The sequence below is a fragment of the Lysinibacillus sp. FSL L8-0312 genome (assembly GCF_038003285.1).
Lineage (GTDB): Bacteria > Bacillota > Bacilli > Bacillales_A > Planococcaceae > Lysinibacillus > Lysinibacillus fusiformis_D.
The window spans coordinates 476668-489849 of sequence record NZ_JBBOOV010000001.1 but is presented as its reverse complement, the minus strand read 5'-3'; the positions used below and the strand labels follow the sequence as shown (position 1 = coordinate 489849).

The 13182-nt window shown below is 37.7% G+C and carries 10 protein-coding genes; all 10 read right to left on the bottom strand.

Going from position 1 to position 13182, the window contains the following annotated elements:
* Positions 1-128 precede the first annotated feature (128 nt).
* A complete protein-coding gene (gene topB, locus MHI22_RS02475) occupies positions 129-2258 on the bottom strand; it encodes a type IA DNA topoisomerase (protein WP_340810948.1) in 2130 nt (709 codons plus the stop codon).
* A 250-nt stretch (positions 2259-2508) separates the two neighbouring features.
* Positions 2509-3333, bottom strand: a complete 825-nt coding sequence (locus MHI22_RS02470) for a sugar phosphate isomerase/epimerase family protein (protein ID WP_058844991.1) — start codon at positions 3331-3333, stop codon at positions 2509-2511.
* Complete coding sequence (locus tag MHI22_RS02465) at positions 3330-4298, bottom strand: DUF6005 family protein (RefSeq protein WP_089932327.1); 969 nt, start codon at positions 4296-4298, stop codon at positions 3330-3332. The genes MHI22_RS02470 and MHI22_RS02465 overlap by 4 nt, the downstream gene beginning before the upstream one ends.
* A gap of 13 nt (positions 4299-4311) precedes the next feature.
* Entirely contained in the window at positions 4312-4569 is a 258-nt protein-coding gene (asbD, locus tag MHI22_RS02460) for a petrobactin biosynthesis protein AsbD (protein WP_036127419.1), read from the bottom strand.
* Entirely contained in the window at positions 4566-5798 is a 1233-nt protein-coding gene (locus MHI22_RS02455; protein WP_340810946.1) for an AMP-binding protein, read from the bottom strand. The genes asbD and MHI22_RS02455 overlap by 4 nt, the downstream gene beginning before the upstream one ends.
* Before the next feature lie 2 nt (positions 5799-5800).
* Complete coding sequence (locus MHI22_RS02450; RefSeq protein ID WP_340810944.1) at positions 5801-7552, bottom strand: IucA/IucC family protein; 1752 nt, start codon at positions 7550-7552, stop codon at positions 5801-5803.
* A complete protein-coding gene (locus tag MHI22_RS02445) occupies positions 7524-9338 on the bottom strand; it encodes an IucA/IucC family protein (RefSeq protein WP_340810942.1) in 1815 nt (604 codons plus the stop codon). Before MHI22_RS02445 ends, MHI22_RS02450 begins: the two co-directional genes overlap by 29 nt.
* A gap of 558 nt (positions 9339-9896) precedes the next feature.
* Positions 9897-11078 carry a NupC/NupG family nucleoside CNT transporter gene (locus MHI22_RS02440; RefSeq protein WP_330493908.1) on the bottom strand — a complete coding sequence of 394 codons (1182 nt, stop codon included), beginning with the start codon at positions 11076-11078 and terminating at the stop codon, positions 9897-9899.
* Between the two features lie 26 nt (positions 11079-11104).
* Complete coding sequence (locus MHI22_RS02435) at positions 11105-12400, bottom strand: purine/pyrimidine permease (RefSeq protein WP_089932336.1); 1296 nt, start codon at positions 12398-12400, stop codon at positions 11105-11107.
* Between the two features lie 35 nt (positions 12401-12435).
* A complete protein-coding gene (deoD, locus tag MHI22_RS02430; protein WP_340810940.1) occupies positions 12436-13143 on the bottom strand; it encodes a purine-nucleoside phosphorylase in 708 nt (235 codons plus the stop codon).
* Positions 13144-13182 lie beyond the last annotated feature (39 nt).

Sequence of the window (13182 nt, the reverse complement as noted above, 5' to 3'; positions counted from 1 at the left end):
GTATTTATTTTTAAGCCTCATAATATTCTTCTGATTGGTTATCTTAATAAAATTCAATTTTTAACAACATTTTTTCCATGTTCATTTAATTAATTAACTTATCTTAGTGAAACATAAAAGAAATTTTGTTATTTATCTTTAAACTCAAATTCAATTTTCCCTTCAACTAAACGAAGTGCAGCACTGAATTGCTTACCACTCTTAGCCTTGAATCCTTTAATAACTGACGTTTTACCGATTGCACATAAGTCTTTAATGTTCTTCTCAGATAACTTTCTTCCAAGTAATCGCTCGGGGAATGCTTGTTTACAATCATTTTTATATTCTGAGCAACCATAAAAATTCTTACGTAAACTAATTTTACCTACTTTACATGTTGGGCAAATAGCAATATCTTTAGCAGTCGGCTTCGTAAACCGCTCTGTCTCTATAATAAGAGCATCAATCTGTTTAGGTACATTACCAATTAACTGATTTATAAACTTCCCAATATTCTCAATAAAGTGTTTTGCTGAACCTTCCCCTCGACCTATCTTTTGTAGATAGATTTCCCATTTTGCTGTCATTGAGGGACTTGAAAGCAAGGTACCCTCAATTGCTCTACATAAAAGTTCTCCTTTAGAAGTAATACTAACAATATTTTTCTTTACCTCAATAAATCCATGCTTTTTAATTGTTTCGATAATTCCACTTCGAGTTGCTTCAGTACCAATACCTTCTATGGATTTTAGAACCTCGATTTCTTCCTCATCTTCAACTGATTTCCCGCATGTTTTCATCATTGTAATAAGTTGACCTTCTGTATAAGGCTTTGGAGGTATTGTAGTGCTTTCAATAACACTAACCTTACATTGTACCATTTCACCTTGGGAAACTGCGGGTAGCACCTCCTCGCGCTCCTTAAAGTCCTTATCACTTGTAAAAAGCTCTTTCCATCCTTTCACTAGTTCCGTTTTACCTATCGATTTAAACTCTAGGTTTCTCACACTTGTCAAAATCATTTTTTCATCATATTCATAATCTTGATGAAACATTGCTAGCGTTGTATTCAAAATTTCGAAATAAATATTACGTTCATCCGCAGGCATTGTTTGCAGTGCTTTTTCTGTCGGGACCTTTTTAGTTGGAATAATTGCATAGTGTTCACCGACATTAGAGCCATCAACATAGCGTTTATTTTGGCCTCTCAGTACTGGTGCAAACGCCTGTCCAATAAGCTGTTGGAATCTTGGTAAAGCATTATTTAAGTATTCGAATTCATTTTGTGTAATGAGCTGCGAATCAGTACGTGGATACGATACTAATTTTTTTTCGTACAGCGATTGTGTCAACTTTAACACATGCGCTGGACTATATTTCCAACGTTTATTGGCTGCGGCCTGAAGAGTTGATAATGCATGCAACTTTGGTGGCTGGACACGCTTTGTTTTATTTGTAACGTTCACAATCTGTCCTGTATCAATTGGTTGAATATCGTGCTGGTATAACAGCTGCTCTGCTTCTTCTTTTACCTTTGTCTTTATTTTCGCTTTTCCTTTATAAACACCATTTTGCGCCTTGAATACGCCTTCAACCTCATAAAAGTTTTCAGGTTTAAAATTTTCGATTTCTTGTAGTCTTTTATAAATTAAATAAACTGTTGGCGATTGTACTCGCCCAATTGATATACTGCCTTTAAATCCTTTTTGTTGTAGCAGCAACGTATACAACCGACTACAGTTCATCCCTACTAACCAATCGCTAATTTGACGTGTTTTTGCTTCTTGGTACATGAGCAAATCACGCTCATTACTTTGCATATGATTAAAACCTTTTCGAATTTCCTCAACCTCTAATGAATTGATCCATAATCGTTTAACAGGCTTATTGACTTTCGTCATTTTTAAAAGGGAGTAGAAGATATTTGAACCCTCACGTTCACTATCGCAGCCATTATAAATCATGGTTACTTGCGGATCATTAAAGATTTTTTTGACTGCATGAAATTGTGTATACATTTTAGAGACAACTTTATCTTCAAATTTTTGTGGAATGATCGGTAATGATCCCAGTGACCATTTCTCCCATTCCTTCTGATATTCTTTTGGTTCCTTTAATTCAACAAGATGACCCACTGCCCAGGTAATGACTGCACCATTAGGAAAAGTTGAACAAGGTTCCAGTTCAATAAATGTTTTCTCTTTTTTCTTTATTTTAAATGCATCTGCATAAGCCCTTGCTTGAGATGGCTTCTCTGCCAAAATGGCGATTTTCCCCATTGATCATCACATCTTCTTTAAAATAGTTTCGTAGCTTTTCTATAAAAACATAAAACTCAACTAATCAGATTAGTTGAGTTGATGGTGAATACCTTACTACTATTTTACTTTAAACAATTAAAAATATCACTTATTAAAATCTATGAACTAAAAGGACCCTTCAAATCGTTGAGGAATCAGGTTGCTGTGATTTAACCAACTCAGCAGCCATATACCCCATCATCAATTGCTGGGTATAAACAGCCTTACACTATATTTGCACCAACTGCAACGCCTTCTTAACCTCTTGACTATCTTTTGCTAATACGCTCATCACATTCGATCCAAACCATTCCAATGATGCATCTACCTCCATCGTTGAAACTGCTTCTGCTAGGAATTCACCATAATCAATAGCACCTTCAAACAAAGGAACCATTCCTTCCCTAGACCCTGCTGCCGCATACACATTGTTTGGTGAAAAAACATCTAGTTGAGCACGTGAGGCAATATTTTTAAAATGAAAATGTGAGATATAAGGACGTAGTTGCTTCATGGCGACAATCGGGTTCATTCCTGATTCCCATATATGTAAAACGTCAAAGTTCACTCGTAGGCTGGAGTGATTCGTTTCTTCAAGTAACTGCATCGTTGAAGGTAGATTATCTGTTAATGTATTTGGATGAGTTTCTACCAGCAAATTTTGTCCTTGTGACTCAAGATAATCACAGAGCATTGTAAGTCTGACAATAAGTTCTACCCTTTCTTTCTTACTCGTGTCTGAGCTGCCTTGCTTTCCTACAAATGTACGAATTTTATTTGTTCCCCAGCGCTTGGCAAGTGCAGATAATCTTTCTGTTTCAGCCATCATCTCCGAAACGGGTGCATCTAATGGCAAATAATCACTAAGCATGCTCGTTTCCAAACCGTAGGAGCTTAGCCAATCTGCTCCATAATGAGGTTCATCTGCCAAGTTCTTTGCATGAATGCCCCAGAGCTCGATTCCTTGAAAGCCTTGTGTTTTAGCAAATTGAGCTAATTGCTCCATCGAGTGGAGATGGTGCCGAAATGAGATTGTACAAATTGATAGTTTCATAACATGACCTCTTTCTTGTGCTGTAATGTTAACCATGCTTGAAAACATTCTTGTAATCCTTGCTTGATTTTGAACTCAAGCTGATTTTGTTCTTCTAACTTCACAAAAATATTTTCCACCAATAACAAATCTTGCGTCATCGCCAGCTTCATCGCTCGATACTGAATCGTTGTATAGCCAGTCACTAGACGCTCAATTTCATCACACCATGTGTCAAAGCCTTCCTCTTCTCGCCCAAGTGCTTCCCAAAAAAATGCAAATGCATGCTCATATGCATACTTTCTAATCGCGATAACTGGCAATTGCTTTAAGGCAGTCGGTAATTTTGACAGACGTTCTTTTCCTGCGATAGACTTTTTCATAATTTCGGTAACGGCATCTGTCAACGGATTACAATCAAGCTTGATGCATGTATTAAAATAGGCTTCAACCGTCTCTGTAGTAGGAGCAATAATCGTCTCAGAATCAAAGTAATAGCCACCTTTGACAGTTGGCTCTTGGATTGCAGCTAAAATTCGCTCCTTCGGTAAAATTCCTTCCCAGCGAAAATCAGGGTCATACATAAACCACTCTTCTTCATTTTCGGTCGATTCTAGCATCACATAATGAGGGAATGGACGTTGATGAAATTTATTCTCTCGCTCTGGCAGCATCGATAAATCCAGCATCACCATCACATGCTGATGTGGCGATTTATTCTCTACTAGCCCTAGCAATTTGTTTATATTTTCTTGTTTAGACTGCTTTTCGTCATACCATTTATAAAGCTTGATGCCATAGAGCATTTCATACCATGTTTGAAAGAAATCATGATCGATTTGATCAGAATGGTATGTTAGCACACCATTATCAAGCACATCAAAATCTGCGTCCCATACCCCAAAATAGTAGGGCCTATGATCGACACCTTTCGTTTTCTTAATAACCTCACAAACACAGCTTACAAAACAATGAACTTTTATCATTTTTGGCCTCCGATTATTCTACCTTTTGCTGTTTTTCTAAAAAGCTTGCTAATGTTCCTACTGTTTTGAAATCTTTAGGAACAAGAACCTCATCGGGGATGGCAATGCCAAGATCCAGCTCTATATGAAGAATCAGTTGAAGGACCATAATGGAATCCATATACAAATCCTCATTTAATCGGGCATCTTCATTGAAAGAAGACAGTGTCGGCAACTCTAATGAATTTTCCATAATATCATAGATGCTCTGAATCAATTGTTGTCGCGTCATACTGGTATGCCTCCAAGTTTTTTTCTACTTATTTTTCCATTAGGCAGCTTTTCAATTTCTTGAACAGGCAAAAACTCTATTGGAACTTGATGTGGAGCTAGAAATTTTCGGCACCATTCTCGAAGCTCCATATTATCGATTGGTTCAGTAGACACATATAGTGCACATACCCGCTCTCCTGATAGGCTATCTTGTTTCTTATATACAACTGCTTCGACTATTCTTGGGTCATCCATTAACACGGTTTCCACTTCTTGCGGATACACATTCAAGCCTGCTACATTAATCGTGTCATCTATTCTTGCTAGAAAAGACAGAACATTATCTTCTATATAGCCAAGATCTTTCGTATAAATCGTTTGTGTCGACAATTCAATAATAATTTCGCTCGGTGTTTGTTTATCACCGGCTGTTACCTTTACATGAGGAAGTGGGTAGCCCATTTCTTTCGGATCTTCCACATTAGGGTGAATCGCAACACAGCCTGCTTCAGAGCAGCCATACTGCTGGAGTACTTGGCGAGATTTCTCCCTTAATGTTGTCAGCCAGCTATGCGGCATCAAAGTTCCTGACGTCATAACACGATCAAATTGTTCACCCATCGGTAATAATCGACTTAATGTATAAAGTAACGCTGGGGCCCCATAGAGTATGTGTTGAGGATATTCTTTTAGCTTTTTCAAAATATATTTAGGGTTATTATTCGTAATAATAACTGGCTTTGCTCCCCTTCTTATGCAAGCCAAAACACCACAAATGAAGCCATAGGAATGAGTTACTGGACAAGCAACAACCGAATTTGTCAAGGAATCGACAGGTAACATCGTCACATAACTTTCAATCTCTTTTTCCACAGAGCCCCACGTTCGTTCAATACATTTCGGAGCGCCTGTTGTGCCTGAGCTCATTTGAACTAATACGCCCTCTTGGTTATTGCAATGATTTGATAGTTCAATGAAAGTATCAATCGATTGGAACAACAGCAGATGACTACCTGCTGAAGAAGCAAGTCGCACAGCTCCCTCTTTCGGCGTTGCTGAATGGATGGGGACAACTGATCCCCCTTTTTCGCGAATGTATAAACAAAGAGCTATATATTGGAAAGTATCATCCGTACAAATAGCTAGTCTGCGATTGTTACACTCCCTTAAATGAGGTAAGCTTTCATATATTTCAAATTGCTTCTCAATATCTTCTACTGCATAAAATTGATCATTGACATAAAACATCATCATTTCTCCTTTTTATCCGCTTGCGCCAACGTATTGTTGACGATATGTCGAAAATTACCTTCCTCTTGATTTTGAACTTTCTTAGTTAGCAAAGATTCAACATAAATATGTGTGCTAGTATGCTGAAGCTGTTCATGTCTTGCACATAACGATGGAAAGCGTTCCAAGTGCTTCTGTAAGCTGTCCTTAACTTGACACCAAAAATGTGTTTCTGCAAAGTCATACTGCTCCTCTAGCAAATACGATAGTTCACTTAAATGAAATACGAATAGTGTATCCATAATTAACTCTCGTAAAGCCTCTAGAGAAGACATCCAATAATACTGATCGACAGGTGCATCTTTAAAACGTTCGTGTATCGTTGCAAAGTCTGGAACGAGGCTTCTGTCTGCAATGAATTCTTCCATATATTCGATACTGTCATGGAAATCCCTCAGTACAACCCGAGTGGGCCACCCATTTTGATGCAATAAAATCATGTTTTGCGCATGTGCCTCCACCGCCATACCATGAGCGACCAGCAAGTGCCACACAGGAATAACACTCACTTCGATCAAGCGTTTTACCCACTCCTCTGCTCCATATCGGGAAAGCCAATCATCAATAAATGGACGCCCATCTCTCTCCATCATCATTAGTACTGTAAAAGGAACCGCTTCCTCTTCATCCTTCATATACAAGCGCACACTTTCTCGCCATATGGTACCAAGCTGACCTTCTAGTTTGCTACTATGCTTTTGGGCATTCGGTTCAAAAATAATACCTGCATATTCCTCCAGTACAATAAGCGATGCTTCCTTTTGTAAATAGGCATCTAATTGAATCACCTGTTTAAGCCATGATGAAATAGGAGGAGCTGCACAAACAGCATGAGAATGTAACTTTCGCAAGGAAGAAGTATTCACCATATTCATTGCACATTTTAATTGCGCCTTTTCAGGATGTGAAACATTCCATAATGTTCGTACTGATTGGGTTGCCCTATAGTAATCTCCTTTCACATTTAGAGGGATTAAATCTTTTTGCTCAATTAATCCAGCTAGTTCCATTTTCAGGTTATGCCATTGCCAAGGATGAACAGGGAGGAACGTATAGTCGTCAAATGTTCCACCGAAAATCGCAAGCTTTGCTAGAAGGTCTTCCCACAGCAAATGTCCTAGCTCTCTTTTCCAAAAGCTCTCTTCCTCAAGAACGGTGATTCGTACGTAGCTTCTTCTCACCGCAACCCATTGAAGGGTAAATGATTGCTTTGCCTCAGGGCCATAGTTTTTATGGTCGTCAATTGTAAAACCAGTTCTAGATTTGAAACAAGGATGATAGGGATGCCCTTCCATGATTTCTGATTCTAATTCTTCATAGCTCGAATTTCTTCTCGACATGGGCATTTGGAGATGACGCTCATTCCATTGACAAAGCTTACTCGTTAAATGAAGTTCTTCCAGTAAACGAACTTTGTCTTTACGAGTAGATAGTAATTCATCTACTAGATCCTCAAGCGTAGCTTCTAGTAACGTCTCATCTTTTCCTACTAGAAAAATACTATCGCCCTTTATTCGGATACGATCAAAGGCCATTCTTCGCCCTTCACAACGATAGGTACATTTCTGTCCAACAAGAGTAAAAATGGAAGACCATTTATCTAGAGGCGTTTCTTCATATTTGATTAGTCTTTCAAACATCATTGCTTCTACAAGCTGCCGCCTTACACGTAGCTCTTCTTGTTTAGTAACTAAAGGCTGTAGCTGCTTCATATTCTGCCTCCTTATACTGAACAACGAACGGATTTGGCACTTTCGTATATACCGCTTGTTCAAGCTCGGCTTCTAGTTCATCTACATCATGAAATCTTGTTAATAAATTTGCTTTGAACGCAAGCTCCTCTTGCTTTAGAATGTTACGAATAAATGCCTTCCCGAAACCTGTAAATTCTTTTTCTAATAAGTGCAGTTGATCGATAGACCACTTCAAAAGAATTTTTTCATCGATTAGCTGATCGGCTCCAAATCGGGAAATAACGGGAAACAATTGATTCATAAATAAATAATATGTAAATCTATCATGAATAAGGGCATCTTCGTAAAATAGCTCTTCTGTTTCATGTAAAGAAGGCTCTATTGAAAGAAGTACTTCTTTATATGTTTTTGACAAGTAATAACCTTGGTTATCACGATAATAATAAGTAGTTGGATAACTGGAAGAAATGTTTAACAAACTATTTTGCTGGTGTGCTTCGAGAGCTATTCCATTCTCATCGTATAATCTTAATAACGATTCAATCGAACATTTCCAATAAGCCTTAAACCAATCTAAGCTTACGCTCTCTATTGATCGGAATTCTGATTGAGCGATTTTCATGATGAGCTGACATAATTTTGATTTTTCTTTTGGTAGGGGCTCTTGCAAAAGCGTAGCGATCATGCAGATTCCTTCATCCTGTCCTTCAGGAAATACATTTGAGCGAAAAATAACCTCAAACCCTGATTCCGTCTGATTTGGGAACTCTACAGTCATATAGGCTGGATCATCAATCATCCGGAAAGATGGATGGTTCTGTAAGAAATCAATCTTATTCATTAACCGAGCCATAACAATCCCAGCTTTTAATTCATGCGTTCTAGTCACCCGCAATGAATTCGTTATTTTGACTGGAATTGAAAACTTATACATCATTTCTTCATTTGTGCTATATACCGTTCTTATCGAGGAGGTTGCTGTATAAAGTGCCCCAAGTGCACCTTCGTATTTTATCCATCCTTCAGCAAGCGCTTTTTTTACATGCGGTTGCTGCAAAAGCCATTGTGCTTGAAGCGGATGCATCGGAATGAGGCAATCCTTCTCTGACATCACAAAATCAGGTTGTGATGTTGTTAAAGACTGAGAAATGAGTTCACTTGCACTTTTTTCTAATACAGAGGACTCTTTCACATTTTTACGGTCGACACGAAAATAGTGAAGCTGGAAAGAACCTTGTAACTCTGGAGCAAAACTCGTTTGCTGCCAATCTGACATCCCTTGTCTGCTTTTAGGTGTCGGATGAAGCCAATGTCCAAGTAAGAGAGATTGCTCAGCTTCAATAAACGTACCGTTAGCTCCATTTTGTTTCTTATTTTCCAGACGCTTTTCAATATAATTTGTCATCGTTTGATAGCTCTCAATTATGCGAAGAATGAGTTCATCAAAATGGGAGGAAAGTTCATGACATCCGTCCTTCTTAGCCATAAAATGGAGTTCCTGAATAAATGTGATGAGTATCGTTAATTTATCTTCGACAAGCCATTGTTTTTGTTTCGTACAATACTTCAACGAGTCACCAAATTTATGTCTTCCAACAAGAGATTTGTATTCCATGCCAAATGCAAAACGTGTGTTTTGTAATGGCAACTCGATTTCTAATATATATTCCTCTGTCATCAGGATAGATAGTCGCTGTTCTTTTATCCATTCCTCCTTTCTGACCCAGTGTCCGCTACTCACCTCTCGTATATAACAATTCATAAACGCTTGAAACGTTGCATTTTCTGCAATCTGTTTAGCCATCTGTTGCATTCATTAACCATCCTTTCACAGAGCCTTCTCCCTATCAAATGATAATTATTATCATTCACTGTTAAAAAAATGAGTCTTCCAAATTAAAAAGACTGATGAGATGATAAGAAGTAAATGGAAACAATTGAATTGTTGACAAACGTTGATAATGATTATCATTTTCAACAATAATTACATATTATAAGAAAGACAGAAATGACTCAACTGTCTAAAGACCTATATGGCAATTTAAACCATCGAAATAGGTAAAAGTGTAGAAGCTGTTGCCTTTTCTTGGAGGATATTAAGAGGTTATTAATATATGGTACTTTGAGAGGGAGAAATATTACAAGGAGATAAAAAGAATTTTGCCATATGTGAAAGGTCTATATGTTATGAATGTTCCTAGCCTTTTACATAATATGCAAAAACCCTTTCTTATCAACGAAAGGGTTAAAAATTATAGCTATTTATAGAGATCTACCCTCCCTTTTTCCAAGTAACTGAGCAATTTTAGGTGATAGGAAATGGTGTAGATACTCTTAAGTCATTCAAATCTTATGAGCCTATTTAAAATACAATGCCGATAATGATAGCTGATAGAACACTTACAAGTGAAGCACCATATAGCAATTTTAATCCAAAGCGCGCAACCACATTCCCTTGCTTTTCATTTAACCCTTTCACCGCACCCACGATGGTACCAATGGACCCAAAGTTCGCGAAGGATATAAGGAAAACAGATACGATGGCTGTTGTGCGCTCACTGAAACTATCTTGTATTTTAACAAAATCCAGCATGGCAACGAATTCATTTGCCACAAGCTTTGTCGCCATGATACTTCCGGCATTGACAGCTTCATGCCAAGGTACACCCATGACAAAGGCAATTGGAGCAAAGATATAGCCTAAGATGTCTTGGAACGAGATGCCGAATATACCGCTAAATAAACCATTAATCAAGGCAATCAACCCAACAAAACCTACTAACATGACCCCAACGATGATGGCTACCTTAAACCCATCCATAATATATTCGCCTAGCATTTCAAAGAAGGTTTGCTTTTCACCTTCTTGTACTTCAATTATATCCTCTTCGGCTTTTACGTCATACGGGTTAATGATGGAGGCTATGATAAAGCCGCCAAATAAGTTTAATATTAATGCTGCCACTACATACTTAGGCTCTAACATCGTCATATAGGAGCCGACAATCGACATAGATACCGTTGACATCGCAGAAGCACATAATGTATACAGACGATGTTTCGGTAAAAATCCAATTTGATTTTTCACGGAAATAAATACTTCATTTTGTCCTACTATAGCTGCTGCAACTGCATTATATGATTCTAGTTTACCCATCCCATTTATTTTACTTAATACTAAACCAATATACTTAATAATAAATGGGAGGATTTTATAATGTTGCAATATTCCAATTATTGCTGACATAAATACAATTGGCATTAATACATAAAGGAAAAATGTATGTGCACCTTCATTGGCCATCCCACCGAATACAAAATTAGTACCTTCATTGGCGTATTCAAGTAATTTTGCAAAACTATCAGCAAAACCTTTAATTAGAAATTCCCCGATACCCGTTTTAAGTAAAAGAAAGCCTAAAATAAGTTGGATAGCAATCATCACCATGATGGGGCGATATTTAATCTTTTTCTTATTATTACTTGCAACCCATGCTAATAATAGAACTAGCATGAGTCCTACTATAGAAATTAAATAATGCATCTTGTCCCCTCCGTGTTTTACTCTGTTTAAGATATAGACTTACTCGAATGTTTTTCCTTCCAGATTAATCCTTGTTCTAAAATAATCGCTAAAAAACTTCCACAAATTAACCCATTGTTTAAAATAGCAATCACGATAGGAGATAATTGGCTTGTCGCAGATGAAGGAATAAACATTAAACCAACACCAACTAAAAGAGACACGCCACTCACGATATACGTTCGTTCCTCGTGCGTAACCGTTTTCAATTCTTTCAAGGAGATTCCGACCATCTTGACAAAAATAACGAATGTTACAGCATAGCCTATTGGTGCTGGAATACCCGCTAATATATTCATAAAGGGTGGCAGTAAGGAGATACAGATAACGCAGCAACACCCAATTAAAAACGACCTGCGTTCCTTCATACCTGTTTGTTCAACATATCCTGCTGCCCCCGAAATTGGCACTGAGCCGATCGCACCCAGGCCTCCACAAATTAGTTGTGTAATCCCTGACATAAATCCAGCACGCAAATAACGGCGATCATCCCTTGATTGTTTTTGTTTCATGACTGTCTCCATCAAACGGATTGATGCAATCGCATTAACTATTAATAGCAATGCTAACAAGAATGCTGTAGTGATGGTTCCACTGTCAAATCTCGGCCTTCCAAATGGGAATAATTCAGGGAGCTTAACTAGTGTATTTACCTGTGAAATCCCAGATGTCTGACCAAAAATCACAAATAATAACCAACCTATCAATATACTAATGATGATTGAAAATTGTCGCAGAATAGTATAGCGATTGTTGCCTAACCAAAAGGTGATACAAATGACCATCGTACTAAGTAGAAATACTTTAATATTTACTGTTGCGTGGCTTGATGAAATACCCATCATTCCTTTCATAAAGGAGCCACTTAATTGAAAGATTAATAAAAGCAAATAGATAAAAGTGATGGTCGGTGTAAATAAACAAGCAATTTTATCCATTAGCTTAAGTGCTGAAAGTAGGATAAATAAAATACCACTTATAATCATTCCTCCACATAAAGCTTGTAAGGCAGCCATGTGAGAAGAATATAATACCCCTACCAAACTCGCATAAATGGTAAAAATGCTCCACCATAAACCAGCTGGCCCTTCATGGATTGGTAATTTATGACCAATCAGCCCTTGTAAAAAACCAGCTATCCCTAAAGTAATAATCGTACTTTGGATTAGCCCAGACGTCTCAATAGATGTTAGATTATATACATCTGCGATAGCAATCGGCGCTGCGATAGCACCAGCGAGCATAAATACCATCCACTGTAATCCAGACAATATTGCCTTCATTACGGTCTTCCCCTTTTCTTACGATTACTATTGCATTACTCATCGATGATTGTCTGAAGTGCAATGTCCACCATTTCATAAAAGGACTTTTCACTTTCCTCGTGAGATAAGCTTTCATTTGTTAATAATTGACTACCTACCGTCAAAATAGATAATGCTTTTACCCCGTATTTAGCAGCTAAAGTATAGAGGGATGTACTTTCCATTTCTACACCTAACACACCGAATTCCATAAACTTATGAAGCGTGTCTAGTGTTTCACGATAGAATTCATCAGAATTATAAATATTGCCAACAAAGACATTTACTTTTTTGTCTTGTGCTTGTTGATACGCCTTCATTAATAAAGAAAAATCTGCTGTTGGTGCGTAATTATTACCGTAGAATATTTTCTCCGTCAAATTGCTATCTGAGGACACTGCTTGGGCTAATATAATATCACGGATATTAATATCCTTTTGCATCGCACCACATGTTCCGATACGAACCAGTTTCTTAACGCCATAATCGTTGACCAATTCCGTACCATATATACTCATCGATGGATTGCCCATCCCAGTACCTTGAACTGAAATCGGCACACCTTTGTACATTCCTGTGTAACCATACATCCCTCTTACTTCGTTATAGCAATAAGCCTTCTCTAGAAAATGCTCTGCTACAAATCTTGCACGCAGAGGATCTCCAGGAAGCAGCACACGCTCTGCTATTTCTCCCTTTTTTGCACCTAAATGCCTACTCATCTTTATCCCTCCAACTATTTATCTCAAATTCCATAAGGT